This window comes from Kribbella shirazensis (assembly GCF_011761605.1).
In the GTDB taxonomy this organism is placed as follows: domain Bacteria; phylum Actinomycetota; class Actinomycetes; order Propionibacteriales; family Kribbellaceae; genus Kribbella; species Kribbella shirazensis.
Genome location: NZ_JAASRO010000001.1, coordinates 5,825,529 through 5,847,889 on the forward strand (window position 1 = coordinate 5,825,529; position 22,361 = coordinate 5,847,889).

13 protein-coding genes and 3 tRNA genes are annotated in these 22,361 nt (G+C 67.7%); 8 read left to right on the forward strand and 8 right to left on the reverse strand.

Features of this window, described 5'->3' with window-relative positions:
• Window positions 1-325: 325 nt before the first annotated feature.
• The 4 genes from BJY22_RS28125 to BJY22_RS28135 all read right to left on the reverse strand — a co-directional run bounded on the left by BJY22_RS28125 (window position 326) and on the right by BJY22_RS28135 (window position 3,510).
• A complete protein-coding gene (locus tag BJY22_RS28125; protein WP_167212465.1) occupies window positions 326-1,666 on the reverse strand; it encodes a vanadium-dependent haloperoxidase in 1,341 nt (446 codons plus the stop codon).
• Between the two features lie 292 nt (window positions 1,667-1,958).
• Window positions 1,959-2,441, reverse strand: a complete 483-nt coding sequence (locus BJY22_RS28130; protein WP_167212468.1) for a hypothetical protein — start codon at window positions 2,439-2,441, stop codon at window positions 1,959-1,961.
• 32 nt (window positions 2,442-2,473) lie between these two features.
• Entirely contained in the window at window positions 2,474-2,797 is a 324-nt protein-coding gene (locus BJY22_RS41910) for an SDR family NAD(P)-dependent oxidoreductase (protein ID WP_238350481.1), read from the reverse strand.
• Window positions 2,746-3,510 (reverse strand): SDR family NAD(P)-dependent oxidoreductase, encoded by a 765-nt coding sequence (locus BJY22_RS28135; RefSeq protein WP_238350482.1) that lies wholly within the window; start codon window positions 3,508-3,510, stop codon window positions 2,746-2,748. The genes BJY22_RS41910 and BJY22_RS28135 overlap by 52 nt, the downstream gene beginning before the upstream one ends.
• Window positions 3,511-3,581: 71 nt before the next feature.
• Between BJY22_RS28135 and BJY22_RS28140 the strand changes: the two genes are divergently transcribed.
• On the forward strand, window positions 3,582-4,499 hold the full coding sequence (locus tag BJY22_RS28140; RefSeq protein ID WP_167212471.1) for an AraC family transcriptional regulator: 918 nt from the start codon (window positions 3,582-3,584) through the stop codon (window positions 4,497-4,499).
• A 7-nt stretch (window positions 4,500-4,506) separates the two neighbouring features.
• Here the strand turns inward: BJY22_RS28140 and BJY22_RS28145 are convergent, their stop codons facing one another.
• Window positions 4,507-4,947, reverse strand: a complete 441-nt coding sequence (locus tag BJY22_RS28145) for a pyridoxamine 5'-phosphate oxidase family protein (protein WP_167212474.1) — start codon at window positions 4,945-4,947, stop codon at window positions 4,507-4,509.
• Window positions 4,948-5,043: 96 nt separating this feature from the next.
• On the opposite strand from BJY22_RS28145, the gene BJY22_RS28150 reads away from it, so the two are divergent.
• The 4 genes from BJY22_RS28150 (at window position 5,044) to BJY22_RS28165 (ending at window position 6,356) form a co-directional block, all read left to right on the forward strand.
• Complete coding sequence (locus tag BJY22_RS28150) at window positions 5,044-5,907, forward strand: sigma-70 family RNA polymerase sigma factor (RefSeq protein ID WP_167212477.1); 864 nt, start codon at window positions 5,044-5,046, stop codon at window positions 5,905-5,907.
• Window positions 5,908-6,076: 169 nt separating this feature from the next.
• A tRNA-Gly gene (locus tag BJY22_RS28155) sits at window positions 6,077-6,149 on the forward strand.
• Between the two features lie 38 nt (window positions 6,150-6,187).
• Window positions 6,188-6,258 (forward strand) — tRNA-Cys (locus BJY22_RS28160).
• 26 nt (window positions 6,259-6,284) lie between these two features.
• Window positions 6,285-6,356, forward strand: a tRNA-Val gene (locus BJY22_RS28165).
• Between the two features lie 329 nt (window positions 6,357-6,685).
• Here BJY22_RS28165 and BJY22_RS28170 read toward each other — a convergent pair.
• From BJY22_RS28170 to BJY22_RS28180, 3 genes are all read right to left on the reverse strand, one after another.
• The gene (locus BJY22_RS28170; RefSeq protein WP_167212480.1) at window positions 6,686-7,693 is read right to left on the reverse strand and encodes a GNAT family N-acetyltransferase; all 1,008 of its coding nucleotides are present in this window, start codon (window positions 7,691-7,693) and stop codon (window positions 6,686-6,688) included.
• A gap of 41 nt (window positions 7,694-7,734) precedes the next feature.
• A complete protein-coding gene (locus tag BJY22_RS28175) occupies window positions 7,735-8,532 on the reverse strand; it encodes an EamA family transporter (RefSeq protein WP_202891295.1) in 798 nt (265 codons plus the stop codon).
• A 358-nt stretch (window positions 8,533-8,890) separates the two neighbouring features.
• A complete protein-coding gene (locus BJY22_RS28180) occupies window positions 8,891-19,009 on the reverse strand; it encodes a LamG-like jellyroll fold domain-containing protein (RefSeq protein ID WP_167212487.1) in 10,119 nt (3,372 codons plus the stop codon).
• A gap of 230 nt (window positions 19,010-19,239) precedes the next feature.
• Here BJY22_RS28180 and BJY22_RS28185 point away from each other — a divergent pair, with 230 nt between their 5' ends.
• The 3 genes from BJY22_RS28185 (at window position 19,240) to BJY22_RS28195 (ending at window position 22,341) form a co-directional block, all read left to right on the forward strand.
• Window positions 19,240-20,292, forward strand: coding sequence for a family 43 glycosylhydrolase (locus tag BJY22_RS28185; RefSeq protein ID WP_202891296.1), 1,053 nt, complete (start codon window positions 19,240-19,242; stop codon window positions 20,290-20,292).
• 99 nt (window positions 20,293-20,391) lie between these two features.
• Window positions 20,392-21,195, forward strand: coding sequence for a hypothetical protein (locus BJY22_RS28190; RefSeq protein WP_167212493.1), 804 nt, complete (start codon window positions 20,392-20,394; stop codon window positions 21,193-21,195).
• Window positions 21,196-21,318: 123 nt separating this feature from the next.
• The gene (locus tag BJY22_RS28195; protein WP_167212496.1) at window positions 21,319-22,341 is read left to right on the forward strand and encodes a LacI family DNA-binding transcriptional regulator; all 1,023 of its coding nucleotides are present in this window, start codon (window positions 21,319-21,321) and stop codon (window positions 22,339-22,341) included.
• Window positions 22,342-22,361: the final 20 nt, after the last annotated feature.

A 22,361-nucleotide genomic window follows, 5' to 3' on the forward strand; every position in this document is an offset into this window, starting at 1 on the left:
TTGTGCGGCTGCGCTTCGCTTGCCGCCAGCGGGGGCTCCGCCACCCGCACCCCCTTGCGCCTTCGCTTCGCTCGGCTCCTGTGGCTGGGTTGGGCGGTCAGGTCACCTGCGGGGGTTGGGTTGGCTGGTTGGGTCGCCACGGGGGTGAGCGCTGCGTCGGCGGGGTGGCCTTCGCTTCGCTTGACTGCTGTGGGCGGGTTGGGCGGTCAGGTCACCAGTTGGGTTGGGTTGGTTGGGAACTCGTCGCCCTGCGCCGCAAACCGACCCAGCAGTCCGGCAATGGTCGTGCGGTGCCGTTCGGGCAGGGGGCAATGTCGCGTCGGACTCAATCGGCATGCCCTACGGGCTGGAAGTAGTTCGCCGCCGTGTAGTCGGCGACGTTCCGGCCGAGTGCCTCGGCTTGGACGTTTGCTGTGCGGTAGTGCAGGCCGGCCCACATGCGGGCCTCCACGATCTCCGCGAGGGCCTGCGAGAAGCTGTTGAAGGTGCGCGTCCGCGGATCGGTCGGGCCGAGGAGCGTGGACAAGCTGGTGATCTGGTAGCCCTCCTTGGGCACGTCGTCGAAGAACAGCTGCAAGACGCGTGCGTGGGCGCCGTCGAGACAGAGATGGCCCGACGGGTGCGAGGGGTACGGCGCCGTGATGAGCGCCGTCCAGCCGGCCTCTGGCTCCGTGGCCGGGTTGCCGTCCTCCGCCGCCCGAGGGATCGCGTTCCACGGCCGCCAGAAGTCCCAGTAGTACTTGTCGTTCCAGCAGTTGATCGCCGCGTCGGCACCACTCAGGTTCGCCATCGCCAAGAGGCGGGCGCTGTCGGCGATGTCGAGGCCGTTGCGGATCGCGAGGTCGCTCGCGACGGCGTTCCAGCTCGCTACGGGGGTGCTCTGCCACCAACGGGCGATGTAGGTCTGCTCGGGCGTTCGGACTGCGCTGTTCACTGCTCCGAGCGCCTTGACCTCGTTGAACTCCTGGGCCCAGGCGGTGCTGGAGAGCGCGTTCGGCCCCGGCGTACGGAACTGCGAGGAACTCTGCATCACGAAGGGCTTCACCCCGCCGACCCACGGCGTGGGATCGAGGAGCGGTTGCCCAGTGGTTGGGTTCACCTGCGGCCACCAGTGCCCCGGGGCCGTGTTCGGCACCCACTGCGAGGGCCCGAAGCGCCCGTCGTCCTGGCGGGCCGCAATCATCACCTCGGCTGCGGCGCTCCCGGCGGCGATCCCCTTCCTCTTGCGTGGACCGTCCGGAATCCCGGCTAACGAGCTCGCGTACTGCGTGGCGAGCGACTGCAGCAGCGCCGCCCTCGCCGTGTCCGAGACGTTCGGCACGGTGGAAACGATGTTGTGGAGAACGCCGTATGCCGCGGTTGCGACGGCGGCGCTCTTCGAGGCGCGTGCCGAGAAGCGCCGGTTCAGAAGGTACGGCCGGTGATGTTTGGGCTCGATCGCGTTGACCGCGTCGTAGACCGCTCCCTGAACCATTCCCACATGTATCTGCGCGGACGGCGGGGCTCCGCCTGCAGGCCCCGGGAGCGCGATGAGTGTGCTCACGGCGATCTGGTTCCACGCCGTGACCGCGTTGCCGGTGGGATCTCCGCGGGCCGGGGTCGACAAGGTGCTGAGCACCAACACCAAAGCAGCGACAGCCCCTATCAGGACACGATTCGATTTCATCGCTCCACCCCTCCTCGACAATCGAGGACGCGAGAGCCCCAGACCGCCCCCTCGCTGGAATCGACGTTCTCCAGCCAACGACTCCCGGGGCGAGATGGCAACAGCAAACACCCAGTCAATCCCGGTCAAGTTCGAACAGCCTTCAGTGCTCCCTGGTCGGCCAAACGCTTGTTACAGAAGGGGAATCGCGGCAGGCAGCAGAAAGACAGCAAGGAGTCTGCTTCTGCCTTGATGGTTCGGGCCAGGGCGTCGGCACAGGATCGATCGCCGCCCGGCACAGCTAGGGTTCGCCTCAGTCGGGAAAGACCTCGGCGAACAGGCCGTCCGGGATGGAGAGCGGTTGCTTGGCCTGGCGGGCTGTCGACTGCCAGAGCAGGGGGACCTCGGGAAATGCACTGCTAGGGCCAGATCCGAGCCTGCCTTCCAGCGCGAAGGCCACCGGAGCGGTCGCTTGCGGCCTGGCGTTGGGCGCGGCTCCGTTGAGGAGTTCGGCAAGGGTCGACTGGACGTCCGCGGGCAACGTGCCGTCGACAGTCTCCAGCCAGACCCGGGTCCGCCCGGCCGGTTTGATGCCTGCCGCGATGAGCAGCCCCATCGATCCGAAAGCCGGGCTCGGTCGGGCGTAGTAGCCGAAGTACTCAGTGCACACCCACACGAGGGTTTTGATGTACCCGGCAAGCTCGGCCGTGCCCGCGGGGAGGCGCTCCTTGAGCTCAGCGTCGGGCTGGTACAGCCGAGCCGCGCCCAGCTGGAAGTACGGCGGTGGTGTGTTCATCGTGACGGACGATAGTCCTCCGCCGGGTCCGATCAGTGCTTGACGAGTTGCTCGCTCAGGGCCCAGAGGCGTTCGGCTGAGTCAGGGGCGAGGGCGTGCGGGACCACGTCCGAGCGGACTTCGGGGTCGCGGAAGTTCGTGTCGGTGCGGGCGTCCAGCGGCGAGATCTCGTTGTCCTTCAGGTATGTGCCGCCGTACCCGTCGAGCAGCGGACTCGTGGCGCCGAACACCGCCGTACTCGCGCCCTGCTCGGCGGTCTTGCGCTCGCGGGCCGGATCGATGATCTGGTTGCCGTCCTCGTCCGTCAGGCCCATCGCGTGCAGGTCCTGCGGCGTGAGCCATGCGGCGTGAGCCATGCGGCGCGGGTCTCCCCCTCGGCCAGGTGCGGGCCGAGGTCGGTGGTGATGACGACACCCGGGTGGGCGGCGAAGGCATGGATGCCGTACTGCGACCAACGCCGTTCCAACTCCACCGCGAACAGGACGTTGGCCGTCTTCGACTGACCGTAGGCACGCAGCGGGTCGTAGTCGTGCGTGAAATGCGGGTCGTCCCACCGGATGTCGGACAGCCGGTGCCCTCCGGACGTCACGTTCACGACCCGGGCGCCGCGCGCCGCCCGCAGCGCGGGCAGCAGCCCGAGCGTCAACTGGAAGTGCCCCAGGTGGTTCGTGGCGAATTGCGACTCGTATCCGCGGGCGTCGCGTTGCAGCGGTCCCGCCATGATGCCGGCGTTGTTGATCAAGATGTGGAGCGGCCGTCCTGAGGCGAGGTAGCGCTCGGCGAAGGCGTCGACCGACTCGGGATCGAGGAGATCGAGCCGAACGGCCTCCACGCGCTCGATTCCCTCGACCGCGGCAAGAGCGCGTGAGGGGTTGCGGACGGCAACGGTCACGCTCGCCCCGGCCTTGCTGAGCGCGCGGGTGACCTCCAGGCCGAGACCGCGGTGGCCGCCGGTGACGATCGCGTTCTTGCCGGTCAGGTCGATGCCTTCGAGGACGTCGTCCGCGGTCGAGGCCGCGGTGAATCCGGTGCCGATGGGGCGTTGCCTCGTGGCGCTGTTCTGTGTCATGCCTCCAGCCTGCTGCGCGGGCGGCGTACTCTGAATAACTATCCGTCCACGTTTTCTTCGCGAGAGTACAGATGACCGATCAACTGTCCGAGGTGTTCGAGCTCGTCGAGGTGCGCGGTCTGGTGTCTGGCGGGTTCGTGGCGCAGGGGTCGCGGGTGTCGCGCGCATCGCTGGCGGAGACGTTCAAGTTCCTCGCGATGGTGGGCGGCCAAGCCCGGTTGCTCACCGACGGCCTCGACGCGCCGATCGAACTGCTCCCCGGTGACGTCGCCATCCTCAACAACCGGACGGAGGTGGAGCTCTCCGGCGGCAATGGAGACGGACCGGTGCGCGAGATCGAGCCCGTGGAGAGCGGCCTCGACCTGCTGGCTGCCGACTGGAACACGCACGACATCGTCCTGGGCGGCCGGATCGACCTCAACGAGGCCGGACAGACGCTCCTGGGCGAAGCGCTGCCGCCAGTCGCCCATGTGCAGGCCTCCCCCACCACTGGCGCGAACCTGCGCGGCAGCCTCCACCGCCTGTTCGACGAGGTCACCGGCAACCGCATCGGGTCCGCGTTCGCGATCCGGCAGCACGCCCAGCTCGTGCTGCTCGAAGTACTCCGCACGTACGTCGAACAAACCGAACTGCCACCGGGATGGCTGCGCGTGCTGACCGACGAACGCCTCCGCCCCGCGCTGACCCTCATGCACTCACACCCCGACAAGCTCTGGGGCCTGAACGACCTCGCCCGCGCCGCCGCGATGTCCCGGACAGCCTTCGCCGAACGCTTCCGCGCCGTCGCCGGCATGCCGCCCCGCGCCTATCTGAACCGCTGGCGAATGATGCTCGCCCAACGCGCTCTCCGCGACGCCGACATCAGCGTCGGCGCCCTGGCCATCGAGCTCGGTTACGCCTCCGAAAGCGCCTTCAGCACCGCCTTCAAACGCGAAACCGGCCAATCCCCCCTCCGCTACCGCCTCACCACCCGCGCCCGGACAGGCTGACCGCGCATCAGACCAGCCAGGTGCCGTCCAGCAGCAGTACGCGGTCTTTGAGTTCGTTGACTTCGCGCCAGGCTTGGATCTTGGTCGGTGTGATGCGGAAGAACGGGTAGTTGTCGAGGCGGCGAGGGTCGAAGCCGGCCTTGGTGGCGAAGGCTTCGGCCTCTGCGTCGGTCGGCTTCACGATCTCGGCGGTGCCGGTCACGTGGATGACGTCGCGGACCTCGCCCAGGGTCAGCTGCAGCCGCGGGTTCGCGCGCAGGTTGCGGGCGGTGGGGTTGGTTCGGCTCGTCGAGAGCAGCAGCGTGCCGTCGCTCCACAGGAACGAGAGCGGCATGAGGTACGGCGTACCGTCGAGCGCGGCCGTGGACACCCACGCGTCGACGTCGTTCTCCAGGCGGTGCAGGGTGTCCTGCTCGCGCACCTCCAGCGGACGAGGTGGTGCCTCCATACTTCCTCCTGTGTCACATGCGCTGCGCGGGATCCGTCAATCGAGGTGACGGCGCTGGGCCGGTCAGTGTGACAGATCGCGAAGGATGTGGTCCTGGTGGACGACTGGCTCGTACTGCGGTTCGAGGAGAACCGGGACCGCCTGCGAGCCGTCGCGTACCGGATCCTCGGGTCCGAGCCGGAGGCCGAGGACGCGGTGCAGGAGACATGGATACGGCTCAGCCGCAGCGACAGCGAGACGATCGACAACCTCGGCGGCTGGCTGACCACTGTCGTCGGGCGGATCTGCTTGGACATGTTGCGGGCTCGTCGCGTCCGGCCCGAGCACCCGGTCGGCGACCACTCGCCCGCGCTCGCGGACGACGTCGTACCGGATCCCGAGCTCGAAGCGATCCAGGCGGACTCGGTCGGGCTGGCGCTGCTCGTCGTACTCGAGACGCTGTCGCCGGCCGAGCGGCTGGCGTTCGTGCTGCACGATCTGTTCGCGGTGCCGTTCGAGGAGATCGCGCCGATCATCGGGCGGTCCCCGGCGGCCGCGCGGCAGATCGCGAGCCGGGCACGGCGGCGGGTCCGCGGTACGCCGGAACCCGCCGACGTCGATGTGGTGCGGCAGAAGGAGGTCGTCAGCGCGTTCCTCTCCGCGGCCCGGGAGGCTGATTTCTCGGCGTTGCTCGCCGTACTGGATCCGGAGGTCGTACTGCGCGCGGATGCGGGCGCGGCCGCGTACGGGAGCTCGCCGGTGCTGGCGGGGGCGGCCGGGGTCGCGCAGCAGTTCTCCGGTCGGGCCGCGGCGGCGAAGCTCGTGCTGGTCGACGGGATGCCCGGGCTGGTGTGGATGCGGCGTGGCGAACCGCTGATTGTGTTCTCTTTCACGGTGGTCGACGGGCGTGTCGCCGCGATCGATCTCCGGGGCGATGCGGAGTACCTGCAAAACGTCGATCTGGTGCCGTTGAAGGGGTGATCGGACGGCGTGGCGAGTGGACAATTTCGGCGGGACTCGTGGGACGGATGGGGTGGTTTTCGCGCTTGCGGCGACCGGTCGGCGACACCGTGGAATCCGGTTTTTGTCCGGGCCGAAAGTGCGCTACTGTTCTGCTCTCGCACCGAGCGGAAACGCCTCGGAGTGAAGCGCGGACGTAGCTCAGTTGGTAGAGCGCAACCTTGCCAAGGTTGAGGTCGCCGGTTCGAACCCGGTCGTCCGCTCGGAGAGGGTTCGCCCCGAAACGGTGGAGCGTCTCAAGGGTGGAGTGGCCGAGTGGTTAGGCAGCGGCCTGCAAAGCCGTCCACGCGGGTTCGAATCCCGTCTCCACCTCGAGAGCCTCAGGTTTGAGTGGTTCTGGACGATTGGCGCAGCGGTAGCGCGCTTCCCTGACACGGAAGAGGTCACTGGTTCGATCCCAGTATCGTCCACGAAGGCGATAGGCGAGGTGTGTCGCGCAGTTCCTGCGCTGACCGCCTCGCCTTCGTCGTGTTGTGCGGCTGCGCTTCGCTTGCCGCGGGCGGGGGCTCCGCCACCCGCACCCCCTTGCGCCTTCGCTTCGCTCGGCTCCTGTGGCTGGGTTGAGCGGTCTGCTCACCAGCGGGGGTCGGGTTTGCCGGTCGGGTCGCCACGGGGGTGAGCCTGCGTCGGCGGGATGGCCTTCGCTTCGCTCGGCTCCTGTGGTCGGGTGGGGCGGGCAGCTCACCGGCGGGGGTTGAGTTGAGCGGTCGGCTCACCCATGGCTGACTGCGGCGGTGGGTCAGGTGGCTGGGAGTTGGAAGGTTAGCCAGGTGTCTACTGGGTGGAAGCCTAGTTGTGTGTTGACCGCTCGCATGGGGGTGTTCTGTTCGTCGTTCCAGGCGTCGATGGCCATGAGGGTGGGCTCGTGGGACTGGGTGTAGGTGTGGTTGGCGGACTTCACGAGTAGGCCGAGGCGGTGGCCTCGGTGGGTGGGTTCGACGATGGTGGTTCGCTGGCGGGCGTGGGTGTTGCCTTCGGCCTCGAAGGCCAGTTTGGTTCTCGCGACGATCTGGCCGGTTGCGTCGTGACGGGCGGCTGTCGAGTACCAGTGGTAGCCGCGGTCCAGTTCGGACTTCTCCTGGTCGCGGACCCGGTCGGCGTCGTACACCTGCTGCTCCACGGCCAGGTCGCCGGTAGGCGCGTCCAGCATGAGCCGGCTCTGCAGGGCGGCGACGTCGTCGATGATCTCCTCGGGTACTGCGTCGCGCCACTGCACCAGCGAGTACCCGTCCGCGTGGGTCCACGCCTCCGCGATCATCGCCTCGTCGGTCTGGCCGGAGACCTCGTACCGGGACCTGATGCCGGTCGCGCCGGGCTGGTGGCCGCGGTTGGTGAGGTAGCGATAGCCGGCCTCATCCCGGGTGGCGCCGCCGGGAAATCCCCGGACCGTGTCGACCTCGATCAGGCTGCGGTCGTGCCGTCGGGCGGCCGCGTAGACCTCCTCCATAAGCCTGGTGCCGATGCCGCGGCGCCGGTACTGCGGATGCACGAGCAGCTCCAGGTAGAGCATGCTCAGGTTCTCCGTCTGAGGCAGCTGGTACGACGCCACGCCGACCACCCGATCGCCGTCCCAGGCCAGCAGCGCCTCCTCGGTCACGCTCGCCATCGAATGCTCGAACCGGACCAGATGCGCCCGTCGGCTGGGTGTCGGGAAGTCGGGTACGTCGTGACTGGTGACCGCGACCATCACGTCGTACCACTGACCCATCGCCGCGGAGTCGGCCGGATCGAACGACGTGATGGTCATGCCCGCATCGTCCCGGCGGGCATGACCGATCAGCAATCGAATTACGACCTGGCTCGGATTGCTATAGCGAGCAGCAGGATTGCGGCACCGACAAACGCAGTTGGAGTCAGGTGCTCGTGGAAGGCGAAGATGCCGATGGCTGCGGCTACCAGAGGTTCCAGTAGAGCGATGACGGCAGCCGTGGAGGCGCTCAGCGTTCTGAGGCCGACGTAGAAGAGCGTGTACGCGAGGGCTGTCGGGATGAGGCCGAAGTAGGCAATCAGGAGCCAGCCGATCGGACTCGTCGGGACGGCAGCGAAAGGTAGGAGCAACACGGCGCCTACGACGAAACCCACGAAGGCTGTCGTGATCGGGTCAGGGGTGTCGCGGTTCAAGAGAGTGGTCAAGCAGTAGCCGGCTGCGGACAGGACGGCCGCCGCGATGCCGACGAGGTTGGCTGAGCCTGTGGTGGCTGTCAGAAGGATCAGCCCGACGACGGCTGCACAGGTCGCCGCGGTGATTCGTTCGCGCGTGGCAACCGCGATCAAGATGGGCGCTGCCCCCAGGGCGATCACGGTGGCGATCCCAACGCCGACGCGCGGAATCGCGATGAAGTAGCCGAGCTGGCACAGCGCCAGACCCATCCCGCTGAAGACGTAGCGGAGAGGATTAGCCGCCAGCAGCGGACGGACAGGGGTACGGCGTGACCGTACGGCCAAACGAACCACGGCCAGCCACGCTGCCGCAGCAGCCAGGCGCCAGAACGAGGTGGCCAGCGGCGAGAGACCGGCGTACTGCGACAGCAAGGCGCCGGTCGGACCGCCGGTGCCCCAGGCCAGGCCGGCGATGACGACGTACACGAGGGCACGCCTCGTCGAGAGACGGTGATGCATCGGACACTCCGGATGGTGTTCGCAACGAATGGTCGGGGCGTCTGCGAACAGGCCGGAACAGCCCGGACCGCCAGGTCCGAGCGCGAAGGAAGCCGTCCGCTAAGCGGCGGCCGGCGGAGTGATGATGCGATGCACGAGAGGACCCTAACCAGTCCCCCACGACCGGGCGAACGGATTTACATCCGCAGGTACGACCCGCCGTTGAAGTCGAGTACCGAACCGCGCACCACGTGACGTTGTATGGCCCAACGAGGGCCTGGCGATGCTGCGAGGTTGCATCCGGTGCAGGTCCGGCCCGCGGCATCGTAGGCAACGTCGTCCGCCACTACGGGGCACCACGATTCATCCACAGTTTGACCCTGCTGGCGGCAATAGCCACCGCGAACGGGATGACGTCCAGCGACCCCACCGGCAACACACCGTAATCCACCTGAGTAGGGAAGTTGTCCGCCTGCTGCGTCACGGTCTTGGTCAAACTCTGCCCCGCCGTCTGCCTCTTCCAGGTGTTTTCGACATCCTCCTTGAGCTCCTCTCGCACCTGAGCGGCCCTCAACGTCTCGCCGGTGCTCACCACCCCAGGCTCACGACGGCCGGACGAGGGCGTCGGTGCGGGGTCGTCCTTGGCGGGGCGTCCGCGGGGTCGTCGGATACCTATCGCCCCGACGCCGGCGGCGATCGCGACGCCGGTCAGGTCCACGCGTCTGGTGGTGGCCAGCTGGGCGGCGGTGTCACCGACAGCGCCGGCGGTGAATCCTTCGATCATGCGGCCGCCGACCTTGGCTGCGAAGCCCCCCAGCGCTCCGGCCACCTTGCCCGCGACGATGCCGCCGACACCCCCGGTGACGGCGCCGATGCTTCCTTGGATCGCGCCACGACCCAGTGAGCCGAGAGCGTCCTTGAAGCTGTGGATGTTGCCCTGAGCGGCGTCCTTTCCGAGGTTGATCAGCGCGGCCGCGCCGACGGCACATGCAACTGCGCCGGCCCCGGCGGTGACGGCGGTGCAGGCGATGCCCGCGGCCACCCCGGCGACGATCGCAGCGACCTGGATCAGGGTGTCCTTGTGCTCCTTCACCCACTTCGCGGCTGCGTGATGGGCGTCCTTGACCACATTGGCCACCTGTTTGACGGTTCTGGTGACCTTGTGGACGATCCGTTGACCGGATTGCTTGATCCGGTGATAGGTGTTCTTGACCTTGCTCTTGATGTGGTTGATGTGCTTGGCGACGCTGTGCTTCACCCGGTGGTACGTGTGTTTGACCGCATGAACGGCCCGCTTGTACGTCTTCTTCGCGTAGTGCACGGCTCGGTGGACGGTGTGTTTGACCGACCGGTACGCGCGATGGGCGACCTTCTTGACCTTGTGCACCGCCTTCTTCACGTGATGGACGGCGTGGCGCACCACGTGGGTGGCCGCGTGCCACTTCGATCGGAGGTAGCTGGAGGCGTAGCGGTAGGCCGTGTGGGAGACGTGCTTCCTGGCCTTGTGGACGGCCTTCGACACCGCCTTGAACGGGTTCCAGCCCCAGTGCCCGGTCGGGTCGATCGTCTGCAGCGGGTCGCCGTCGCCGTACTGGTAGCGGTTCGCGTCGATGGAATCCGGGACCGGGTCGTTGTCGACGGTGTCACGGTTGTCGAACTGCCCGGTCGCCGGGTTGTACCAGCGGGCGTGCATGTTGATCCGGTTGGCGACGCTGTCGGTCCACTCCGACTGGAAGCCGAGCTTGCCGACCTTGCCCGCGGTCGCCGTCTCCGTGCCGAACGGGTCGTAGGTCACCGACCCGGCCAGCGTCGCGCCGGCCGAGGTGAACTGCCCGACCAGATCGGTGTGCAGGTCGGTCCAGGCGAACACGCCGGTGCCGCCGTCCGGCTTGACGCCGAGCACACCGCCGTCCGGGTCCCGGCTGTAGGTCGCCGTCCCGTCCCCGGCAACGTCGTTGTCCAGACCGGAATAGGTCAACGTCACCGACCCGGCCGTCAGCACCCGGCCCAGGCTGTCATACGTGTACGTCTGCGACCCGATCGCCCGCTGCTGCCCGTACGCGTCACTCGAAAGGGTCTGCGTCGTCGCCCCGGTGACGGTCGACTTCAATGTCCCCCGCGCCGTATAGGTGTAGGTCGTCGACCCGTCGGTCACCAGCTGATCGCGTTCGTCGTAGACCATCGTCTTCGCGCCGAGTCGCGTGCGGTTGCCAGACGCGTCGTACGCGTAGCTCGTGGTCGTCGAGCCGTTGTTCCACGAGGTGAGCCGACCGGCCCAGTCGTAGGTGTAGGTGTTGGCCGCCGCCCCGGCGAAGCCGGTCGTCGTCTTCGACGTCTCCCGCCCGTTGAGGTCATACCCGTACGCGATCGACGCGACCGTCGCCCCGCCCGACGTCCTCAACGTGTCCGACACGAGGCGGCTGGCATTGTCGTAGCCGAAGCTCCTCGAATCGCCGTTGCCGTAGGTCAGCTTGGTCACTCGCGACATTCCGTCGTACGCATACGAAACCGACTGACCGGTAGCTGCGACCGTCGCGTTCGACAGCCGGTTCACCGCATCGTAGGAGTACGTACTGGTCCCCGAGGCGTCGGTCCGCGATGCCATCAGACCGTCTGCGGTGTAGCCGAAGGAGGAGGTTCCCGAGGGACCGGCTGTCGTTGTGAGCAGGCCGCGGTCGTTGTACGCGAAGGTGTCGGTTCCCGTCCCGGCCCTCATCGAGGTGAGCTGCCCGGCCAGGTCGTAGCCGAAGGTCCGGTCGGCCGTGGCGGCCTCGGCGCCCGTACCCGTCTGCGTGACCAGGTTGCCGACCGCGTCGTACGCGTTGGTGATGACCACGCCGCCGGGCTGGGTCTGCTTCATCGCCCGCCCGGCCGCGTCGTACGCGGTGGTCCAGGTGCGGTCGTTCGGGTTCGCCGAGGTCGCCGGCTCGATCTGCGACTCGGGCAGGCCCCACGAATTGTAGGTGGACAGGTGCTTGTTCCCACGTCCGTCGGTGTACCGGGTCCGACGGCCCTGCAGGTCGTAGCCGAAAGACGTCGTGATCGACTCCGTCGCCGAGATCGGCTGCGTCTCCCCCGTCACCAGCCCCGTCGCGTCGTAGCTGAACTTCGTGGTGTGGCCGAGCGCGTCGGTCGTACTCACCTGGTTGCCGTTGGCGTCGTAGGCCGCCGAGATCTTCGAGACGAACCGGCCTGACGAGTCGTACGCCTTGACCATTGTGTTGTTGCCCGGCTCGTCGTACACGATCCGGCGCTTCGACCCGTCGGGCGCGGTGATGGCGACCGGCCGACTCAGGTAGTCGTACCCGTACTGGGTGGAGTTGCCGGCGGCGTCGGTCTGCGTGACCACGTCACCGGCCGCGTTGGTCGTGTAGGTGACGTACGACCCGGACGGTCGGGTCACCCTCTGCAAGAACCCGGCGCTGCCGTAGGCGTACGACGTGGTGAACGTGCTGGAGCCGACTCGCTCGAAGGTCGAGTCGGTGAGCTTGCGCCCGAGATAGTCGTAGGTCGACTGGCTGGACGCGCCCACGGGGTTGACCGTCTTGAGCAGCTCGTCGTTCAAGTCGTACGAGTACGTCGTCACACCGCCGTTGGGCTCAACCGTTTTCGACAGGCGGCCGAACTGGTCGTACGTGTACCTGGTGATCTGCCCCAGTGCGTCGGTGGTCGAGGTGATGTTGCCGGACGCGCCGAACGTCCTGGACACCGTGGCGGTGATGGGCGAGCCGCCGGGCGGCGTGTAGTTCGGGAGTCGCGTGCTCACCGGCCGGCCGGACGCGTCCCGGGTGATGACGGTGACGGTGCCGTCCGGGTCCCGCAGTTCGACCTCGTCGCCGAAGGTGTCGTAGCCGGTGGTGGTGACCGGTCGCGAGCTGACCGGCGTACCGCCGTTGGACTCTGCATCGACCGCCGCACCGATCGTGACCGCGACATTTCCCGACTCGTCGTACTCGTAGCGCTCGATGTTGCCGAGCGGGTCCTTCTCGGACAACGGCAGGCCACGCTGGTCATACGTGTAGGTGGTGCTGTGGATGACGTCGCCGAGTGGCCGGACCTCCGACCATCCCCGGCCGTACAGGCTGGACACGTCCGCTGCCGACAGCGGCCGCTGGTAGACCTGGACCTGGGCGACGGACCCGCTGAGCGGCGCTTCGGTCGCACCGTTGTACTTGGAGCGGCCGATCGCGAGCGACCCGCTCGAGGCGATCGGCGTAGTGTCGGTGGCCGCGCCCTGGGCGGCGCCGTTGACGTAGAGAGTCATCTTGCCGTCGACGGCGTCGTAGACACCCACGAGATGGGTCCAGGTATTCAGTGTCGGTGCGGTAGTGGACTGTGCTGTCGCGGAGGGCGCCGCGGTCGTGTCGGTCAGGTTCCTGGTGAACGACCACCGGTTCTCGGTCTTCAGATACTGCAGCTCGAAGCCGGAGTTGACACTCGCGTCCTGCGACACGACGGACTGGGTCGTGGTGTTCGCGCCGAGCTTGACCCAGGCCATGACGGTGAAGCTCGTCGTGGTGTTCACGACGGGCTCGGCCGTGGTGGCCCAGCCGGTGCTGCCGTTGAACGCCGCCGCGCCACCGGACCAGGTGACGCCGCTCGTCGCGGTCGCGGTGAAGTCGTGGTCGGAACTGTCGACCACGCTCGTGCCCTTGGTCGCGTTGAGCTTCCACCAGCCGGCCGGTGACAGCGGTCCGGACGAACGCACGAAGTCGGACGTGACCCGGCCCGCGGTGTCGTAGGTACTGCCCACAGCGCCGAAGTAGCCGGTGTAGTCGCCGTACCACTTCATGGTGACCTGGTCGTCGTTGTCGTAGGAGTACAGCGTCTTACGAGCGACGCCGTTCGGATCCAGCGTTTCGTCGGAGACCCGGCCGGCCGCGTCCACCGTGTACTTGGTCTCGGTGGTGTTGTTGTTGGCAAGTTCCCGGATCACGTTGCCGGCTGCGTCGTATCCCGTCTGCTCCGTGACGAACGACTGGCTGCCGTCGGCGTTTCGCTGGACGACCGCGACCTCGAGGTTGTTGTCGGTATAGGTGAACGCCGTGACGCGGCCCATCGCGTCGGTGATGGAGGCAAGCCGCCCAGCCGGGTCGTACGCCCGCGACTCCGTCACGAGATCCACCGCGGGGCTCGGGCTGTTCGGATTCCCCGTGTAGCCGGCCAGCGTGCTGGTCAGCAGGTGCCCGTTCGCGTCGTACGCGTACCGCGTCTCGACCCCGTCCTCGTCGACCTCCTTCGTCATGTTCCCGTAGAGGTCGTAGCCGAACGTCGACACCTTGCCGCTGGCGTCGGTCGCCGTCGCGACGTGCCCCAGGGCGTCGTAGCTGTTCTTGAGCGTACGCGGCGGGTCGCCGCCGGTGGCGTCGCTGACGGTCTGCTGCAAGATCTGCCCGTCATCGTTGTAGGCCGTCGTGGTGACCGCGGTGTGCACCACCCCGGTGACCCGGTTGGTGGTCGCCGGATCGGTCTGCCGGGTGATGCGCCCGAGCTTGTCGTACGCCACCTTCGTCACGAGCCCGGCCGGATACCCGTCGGAGATCTCGGTCTTCGACACCGTACGGCCCAGCCCGTCGTAGGCGAGCTTGGTCACCAGGCCCGCGGGGTCGGTCACCTGCGCCACGTCACCGTTGGCGAAGTACGTCGTGGTCTGCACCTGGCCGCCCGCGGAGGTGGTCCGCCAGGGCAGTCCGGCCGGGGCGAACCCGCCGTCGGCCGCCGCGATCGTGGTCCCGTCGGTGTAATCGGTCCTGGCGACGCGGCCCAGCGGGTCGGTGGTCTTCGTCTTGTTGCCCGACCCGTCGTATTCGAACCTCGTCAGATACGTGTTGTCGGTCGGGCCGGCCGACCGGCCGTCGCGTACCTCGGTCAGCTGATCGTTGCGAGGATCGATGGCCGAGGCCGTGTTCAGGTAGTACGAGTAGTAGACGGTGGAGCATTTGCCGGCCGATCGATCCTGGCAGGTCTGCTCCGAGATCGTGTTGCCTCGCGCGTCGTGTTCACTGGTGGTCACGTTGCCGTTCGGGTCGGTCACCGTCCGCAGGAAACCGTCCTTGTACCCGTACGTCGTCTGCCGCTCGGAGCCGCCGTCGGTCCAGATCTCGGCCACCTGCCGGCCGCCGTTGTTCACGTCGTGGAGGTAGGTGGTCGTCGCGTTCAGCGGATCCGTCACCACGATCTTCTTCGCCAAGGCCGCGCCCGCCGCGTTCGCCGAAGCGTTCTTGCCGGCCGCCACCTGGTCGGCGACCTGCGCCGCGGTCAACTGCGAGGTGAAGAACGCGAACTCGCCGATCGACCCCGGGAAGTAGCCTGACGAATCCCCGTCGTATCCGGGCCAGCTGGACGACCACTTCCCGGCACCGAGGTAGGCGTACGCCGGCGCGGTGGAGGGCACGACCCGGGTCGCGTTGCGGGTGCCGACCAGCGTTCCGTCCAGGTAGAGGGACTGGCTGGTGCTGCTCGCAGCCAACGCCACGTGGTGCCATTTGCCGTCGGCCACCGAGGCCGCGGTGGTCAGGACGTTCGCGGCGCTTCCGGTCCAGAAACCACCGCGGAGTTTGCCGTCCACACCCACGTAGAGCGCCGGAACCCAGCTGCCGGCCGCATCCACATCATCCATGGACATGCTCTGATACGCGTACAGCACGCCGCCCTTGGTCGATCCCGACGGCATGCTGAACCACATCGACACCGAGTCCGGTCCGGTTGTGGGGATCTCCGTCGCCGGCAGTTCCACGGAGGAGGCGGTGCCGTTGAACTTGGCCGCCGTCGCGTCGGCGAACGGGCCGGGCGTGCCGAGGGTCACCGAGTTGTACGTCGCGACTCCGCCGTTGACCTCGTTGACCGCCTCGGAGACACCGGTCTCGTTCATCCGCAGATAATCCGCCGGACCGCCGGACAGCACCGACGCCGCGTAGATCTGGGACGACCCCGCGACCGTCGGGCTGCTGATCTTCCAGGTGCCGTTGTGTTCGTCGGTCACCTGCGTCACGACACCGCTGACCGGGTCGTAGGAGATCTGCGCCGCCGTCGCGCCGGACGGCCGGACGATCTTCGTCAGCGGGTGCGCCGCCGCCGAAGCCGCACCCCGCAGACTCGCCACTTCGGCAGCCGTGAGGGTGCGGTCGAACAGGGCCACGTCGTTGATCGTGCCGGTGAAGTAGGTGGCGAACCCTTGGCCGGTGGTGTTCTGGTGGGCTTGGTCGGGCCAGCTGCCGCCGATGAAACCGGCTCCGACGTATTCGTGCGCCGTGCTGTTCGCGTCGGCCAGTTTGATCAGCCCGGTCAGCGTGCCGACCGCAGTCCCGTCGAGGTAGAGCGTCTGGACGTCACCGGCCGCCGCCAGCACAACGTGGTGCCAGGCGCCGTCGGTGACCGGGCTCGGCGAAGTGATGGCGCTGGCCGGGGAGCCGTTCCAGAACTGCGCGTGCAGCTTTCCACTGCTGCCGACATACAGGGCCGGAACGTAGTTGGTGGCAGTGGTGCCGTTGGTGATCGGGTCTTTCTGGTAACTGAACAAGACCCCGTCGGGCGTCGTGGTCTTGAACCACATGCTGAGGGACTGGTAGCTCGCCGCGGTCACCAGCTTGGACGGCATTTCGACATAGGAGGAGGTGCCGTTGAATCCGGCAGCTGTCGCCGACGACCCGGGCAGAGATCCCACCTGACCCAGTGCCACGTTCTGGTACGTCGCGGCGTCGGTCCCGGCGTTGTCCAGAACCGTGCTGGCCGCCTTGGTCGCCCCCGCCGCCTCCGACAACCGCCAATACGACCGTGGACCCGCATCGAGCAACGCCGTCGGGTACTGCGTGCCGGTGCCGTACTCGTAGGTCGTGCAGTGGGTGGCGTCGGTCGGCGGGCACACCTTCGTCAACTGGTCACCGCTGTAGGCGTATGACCAGACGGCAACGGAGGTGGAGTCGCCCGCGACGGCCGGGTCGGTCGCGACCGTGGCGACATGGGCCTTGCTCGCGCCCGCGGGCGTCGACCAGGTGAGATGCAACGCCCGCCCGGACGGCGCGGACGAGATCGTCTCGACCTGACCCGCCGCGTCGTACGCCAACGTCAGCGCCCGGCCCGCCGAATCCTTGATCGACATCAGCCCGTATGCCGCGGTGCTGCCCGCGGTCCCCGACAGTCGCCGGGTGAACAGGTACGTCGTGCCGTCCTTGTCCAGCAAGGAATACCCGCCGGTCACCGCGGAGAGCACCGAGAATCGGCCTGACGGCGGAGTGAAGCTCCCATCGGCGTTACGCCCGAACGCCACCTCGGCGCCGGTCGGATACGTGATCACCGCCGTCTTCGCGCTCTCCGTCGTGAACCGCTCGACGACACTGGCGTCGACAACCGTCGACCAGCCCGCTCCGAACGCCGAACCTCTGCGCGGATCGCGGCTGTTGTACGACCGCTGGATCGCCAGCGCCGGACCGACCGTCGCGACTTGGGCGTCCATCGCCGCTGTCGTGTAGTTGCCGACGCTGGGTTCGAAGCCGCGCCCGCCGCCGTCCTGCGACAGCCCTGAGGTCAGCAGCGGCTGCGGAGGAGGAGTCGACAGCGGGTAGTAGTACGCGACGTTCAGCGGGTCGGGGCTGGCGGCCCAGCCGTCGTACGACACCACCCACCAGTAGTACGTTTTCGACCACTGCAACTTCCCGGCCGGCACCGTCCAACTCGACGAACTCGTCCACCCCGAGGTAGCCACCAGCGCACCGGAGGCGTCGTTGATCTTGAAGTTGTACTGCATCGCTTTCGGCCACTTGTCCGGATCGTGGCCCCGGGCAAGCAACTCCGGAGTCAGCGAGGTCGCCTGGTAGTCCTGCGGCGGGTACTGCGCATCGATCTGGGGAGCCTTGTTCGGGGTGTAGGACACCGACAGGAACGGCGCGCAGGTGTGGCTGTCACAGACCGCACCGGACGGGCCGTTGCGTGACGTGAACCGCTTGAAGGCCGCCGACTGGGTCGGCGAGGCGTTCACCAGCAGGCCGTAATTGGGGATCGTGCCGTTGAGCCAGCCGTCGAGCGTCGCCTTGTCCAACTCGACGCTCGTCCACTCGCCGACCGTCCGGTTACCACCGGTGTTCGCACACGCCTGCGAAAAGCTCGTCGGTGTCTGCGTTCCGATCGCGCCGCTGAACGCCGGACCGTCGTAGTTCACGCTCCCGTAGCGGACTGTGCTCTGCGACCACGACTCGTTCACCCGGTGAACCGTGTACGGCTGCGCCGTACAACTGCTTTGCCACGTCAGGAACAGGTACAGCCGGACCGACGTGATCCGTTGCCCGTTGAACGTGCCACCGAAACCTGAGAACGCCATCAGCGCCTTGCCCCGATGCGCACCCCCGTCCCAGGTTCCGACCGCGAGGTTGTCCTCGGCGGAGTGGTCCACGTCGTTGCCGTAGTACATGTAGGTGTCCGAGGTGTTCATGAACTCCACGGTCGGGTCCACCGTCACGGGGTAGACGCGCTCGGGCGCGTTGAGCCACTGCTCGTCCGCGATCACCTTCAGGCCGACGCCGCGATCAACCTGAACGAGCTCGTAGCGGACCGCGTTCGACGTGGCGAACTCTCCGCTCGCGGGGTCGAACTTGGAGTCGTGCATCAAGCCCGGGGGGATACGTCCCCTGACCACGCCCTTCGCATCGGTGAGCGCGACACCGCCACCGGCGTCCAGGGTGGCGACGAGCCCTGCCAGCCGGAGCGGGAACACCCACTCGTGCACAGCGCTCCGCTGGTGAAGCACGATCGACTCCTTGACGCCGCTCTCTCGCGACTCGAGGACGAGGTCGGTCCCGGGCAACACCCCCGCGTAGGTCACCGAGTACGCCCCGATCCGCGCCGGAACGGCAGCCGCGCCGCGCAGCGAGTATCCGAATCCGACCCCGTCGAACGACGCCGACACCAGCCGGTCGTCGTCGCCTCGACGCGCGAGCTGCAGTCCCAGCCGGTTCGCCCGCTGGCCGAGCCGCTCCCCCGTCGACGTCAGTCGCGCGTCGATCTTCTGCCAGGCGCCGTTGGCGTCCTGGAAGTTGACAGTGCCCTGGGACACCTCCCGGGTGTAGGAGCCGTCCGGGTTCGCGAACAGGTCGGAACCCGCGCTCGAATCCTTCGCGCTCCGCACACTCCGGCCGGGTTCGAAGCCCTTGGTCCCGGGTGTTGTCAGCTGCTGAACCGCCCGCTTCTGCCGTTCGGCCGGGGCCGGGTCCGGTGCCCGTCCCGCCCCGCCTGGCGCCTTCGTTTCGGCGTACCCGACGTAGTGGTCCTTGCCTGCGGCCGTCCCGCTTTGCTGCACCGGGCCTGGCGGCGCGGCTGCGGCGTTCGCCGGCCGGGCGGTCAGCCACGACCACAGCCGACTCAGCTTCAGGTCCACCGGACCGAAGGTCGGCGGCTGTGGCATCGCGGTGACAAGCAACATCGAGACTGTGAGAAGCAGGCCGGTCAGCACACGACGGCGGCGACGACGGTCCATGGCGGACTCCTCTCCCGAACTTCGGCCCACCGACCGAGTTCGAGAGAAAGTGTGGGGTTGATGAATCGATTCTGCAAGGGCCACAATGGCAACTCGTCGCCGTCACGTTTCCTTTCCCGTCAACGCCGGAATTGATGTGACGGATTCCGCCCACCCGGACAGAGATCTCCGGGTTCGACGAAGGAGGATCCATGACCAGATCACGGAAGACATCTCTGCTCGCGACGGCGTTGGCACTCGCGCTGACTGTCACCGGAGTGGCCGCGCCGGGAGCACCCGGGGCCACCGCAGCGTCGGCGTCCACCGGCTCATCGTCGTTCGGCCTGGCCGACCCGAGCACCGTGCAGGCCATCGACGGGACCTATGTCACCTATGGCACGACCGTCGGCTCCGGTGCCGGCCCCCGCTGCGGCGCCCAGAGCGGCGTGACCTTGTACGTGCCCTTCCTCAACCACGGATCGGGCGACACGGTCGGTATGTCGGACTGCGTCGCCGGCGACGCGCTCCCCTCCGGCCCGGGTTCGTGGGCGGTGGACAACGGCGCCATCTGGGCGCCCGGTGTGACACAGTTCAACGGCAAGTACTACATGTACTACACGGCGACAAAGGCCGGCACCGGCCAGAAATGCATCGGGCTGGCCACGTCCGGCGGGGCCAAGAGTCCCTTTACCAATAAGGGCATCTGGGCGTGTCCCGGCGGCGGCCGGTGGGCCATCGACGCGAACCCGTTCGTTGCCAACGGCAAGCTCTACGTCGCCTATCGCGACGACGCGATCACCTCTCACCCGGAGACCGGCATCTCCATCGTCCAAGTCGGCTCCGACGGCTTCGCCCTCTGGAACACCCGTCGCGACGCGTTGAAGAGCACCGATCTGGTCTGGGACACCATCAACGACTCCGGCACCACCCATGTCATCGAGAATCCGTCGATCTTCGTCGGCGGATCCGGGCACTACTATCTGCTGTTCTCCGGCAACAACTGGAACAGTGCCAGGTATTCGACCGGCATCGCCGACTGCGGGCCCAATCCGATCCCGTCCACCCGTTGCACCCTCTTGAAAGACGGCGCCAACCAGCCCTACTTCGGTTACACAGGCAGCGGAGGGCTCGGGCCGTACCGAGGGCTGCCCGGCAACCACACCGGCCCCGGCGCCATGGCCGCCTTCTACACCGAAGGCAACCGCCGGTGCGTCGTCTGGGCCTGGTACGACACCGCGACCGGCAAGCGCCACCCGATCATCGGCGAACTGAAACTCGACTCCAGCGGCTTCTACGTCGAATGACCGACGGGCGATCCACCGGCTTGCCCAGCGGCCGCCGGCGTCCTCGGCACGACCTGCTTCCCACCTCTGTCCAAGCATTGACCTGACGGGAGTCCGACCATGAACAGCAAGATGAGCAGGCGTAGGGCGCTCGCCCTCGGCGGCAGCGTGCTCGCCGGTGCCGTCGCGGGCACGGGCACCGCATCGGCGGCGACCGATTGGTTCCGGCTGCCGGTGATCACGGCGAACATCGGCCGGGACAACCTCGGAGCCCGGGACGCCGCGTTCGACGCCGTACGCAACGCCGACGGCGCGAACCGGCCGCTGGTCTGCTTCCAGGAGATCAGCGAGGGAGATACCGGCGAAGAAGCGATGATCGACCACTACTTCGGCCCGCTCTACACCAAGGCGTTCTTGCGCCACGAGACGTCGTTCCGGATTCCGATCTGCGTCGGTAGGCCGTGGGTCGTCGTTTCCAGCCGGACCCAGCGCGCGCACGGCGGCATTCCCGGGGTGACCCCACCCCGTTGGTTCAACGAGGTCGTCGTGCGGCACCAGGACCATCCGTCCGTCGAGTTCGCGGTGCTCAACACCCACTACATCGCGAACGCGTTCAACGGCGACCAGCGCACGGACCTGCGTGACGAATGGTGGCTGATGCGGGACATCCACAAGGCCAGGGCACTCGCGCACCACAACGTGGGCAGGCTGGTGATCTGGGGAGCGGACACCAACCGCCCGGACTTCGGTACCGCGTCGGACCTGGCCGCGGAGCAGAAGGCGTTCGGCACCGGCATCGATCGCCTGCACTGGTTGCCCGGCGACGGTTCCGTGCAGATCACCCTGAACACCACCAGGACTGTCGACACGAACGTCGACGCGCACAACGCCCGCCTGGCCATCTTCCACGTCCGCGCCGTCTGACACCGATCCTGACGTCGCGGTACGTGCGGATCCGAGGGGGTCGAAGGTCAGCGGCAGTCCGCCCCTTCGGCCCCTTCCAACGCGGGCGCACGGCACGTGATCGGTGCCTGCTAGCGTGAACGCATGGCCAGACGAGTGACCTTGATCGACGTCGCTCGGCACGCAGGGGTGTCACGAACCACTGCCTCGTACGTCCTCACCGGCACGGGCCGGGTGTCGACAGCCACCCGGGAGCGAGTGCAGGCGTCGATCGAAACGCTGGGGTACGTCTACAACGAGGGCGCGGCATCACTACGGCGGAAGAGCCGGACCATCGGCGTGATCGTGCCGAAGATCGACCGGCCCTTCTTCGGCGAGGTCCTCAGCGGGGTGGAGTCGACCTTCACCGCCAGCGGTTACATGGCACTGATGGTGGCGACGCGCAATCGGCTCGACCAGCAGGACCGGCTGCTGCGGATGCTGCGGGAACACCAGGTGGCGGCACTGGTCATCATTCCGGCGACGGCCAGCGACCATGAGCTCGTCGACGCCATTCGCTCATGGGACGTACCCACCGTCTTCCTGAGCCGGTACGTCCGCGGGTCGACCGAGCCCTATGTCGGCTCCGACGAGGTACGGGGTGGCTATCTGGCGGCAGACCATCTCGTCCGCGCGCACGGGTGCAGATCCATCACCTACCTCGGCGGGCCCACGCGCGGTATCGCGCGGGCGGATCGGCTCGAGGGCGTCCATCGGGCCTTGGCCGAGTCCGGATCCGAGGTCAACCTCGTCGACCTGATCAGTGAGTCCACGGTGGAGGCGGGCCTCAGGGCCGGACACGAACTGGTCGGCAGCGGGCTGCCGGACGGCATCATCTGCCACAACGACAGCATCGCGATGGGCGTTGCCAGGGCCCTCTACGACACGGGCCGCGTGGGAGCCACGCGAATCATCGGCTACGACGACATCGTCCCCGCCAAGGTGTCGGTGCCGTCCCTGACGAGTGTCGCGACCGGCGGCCAGCTCCTCGGTGAGACCGCCGCGCGCTCTGTGCTCGCGGTCATCTCCGGTGCGGAGCCCGCTGTGCGGTCGCACCTGGCGGAGCCCCGGCTGATCGTCCGGGAATCCTGCGGCGACCACGTCGGCGGGGACGCCGCGACCAGCTGAACGCAATCGACGGAGCAGCC

Coding starts and splice junctions, on each gene's coding strand:
- BJY22_RS28125 (WP_167212465.1), bottom strand. CDS start 1,666: ATGAAATCGAATCGTGTCCTGATAGGGGCTGTCGCTGCTTTGGTGTTG.
- BJY22_RS28130 (WP_167212468.1), bottom strand. CDS start 2,441: ATGAACACACCACCGCCGTACTTCCAGCTGGGCGCGGCTCGGCTGTAC.
- BJY22_RS41910 (WP_238350481.1), bottom strand. CDS start 2,797: ATGGCTCACGCCGCATGGCTCACGCCGCAGGACCTGCACGCGATGGGC.
- BJY22_RS28135 (WP_238350482.1), bottom strand. CDS start 3,510: ATGACACAGAACAGCGCCACGAGGCAACGCCCCATCGGCACCGGATTC.
- BJY22_RS28140 (WP_167212471.1), top strand. CDS start 3,582: ATGACCGATCAACTGTCCGAGGTGTTCGAGCTCGTCGAGGTGCGCGGT.
- BJY22_RS28145 (WP_167212474.1), bottom strand. CDS start 4,947: ATGGAGGCACCACCTCGTCCGCTGGAGGTGCGCGAGCAGGACACCCTG.
- BJY22_RS28170 (WP_167212480.1), bottom strand. CDS start 7,693: ATGACCATCACGTCGTTCGATCCGGCCGACTCCGCGGCGATGGGTCAG.
- BJY22_RS28180 (WP_167212487.1), bottom strand. CDS start 19,009: ATGGACCGTCGTCGCCGCCGTCGTGTGCTGACCGGCCTGCTTCTCACA.
- BJY22_RS28190 (WP_167212493.1), top strand. CDS start 20,392: ATGAACAGCAAGATGAGCAGGCGTAGGGCGCTCGCCCTCGGCGGCAGC.
- BJY22_RS28195 (WP_167212496.1), top strand. CDS start 21,319: ATGGCCAGACGAGTGACCTTGATCGACGTCGCTCGGCACGCAGGGGTG.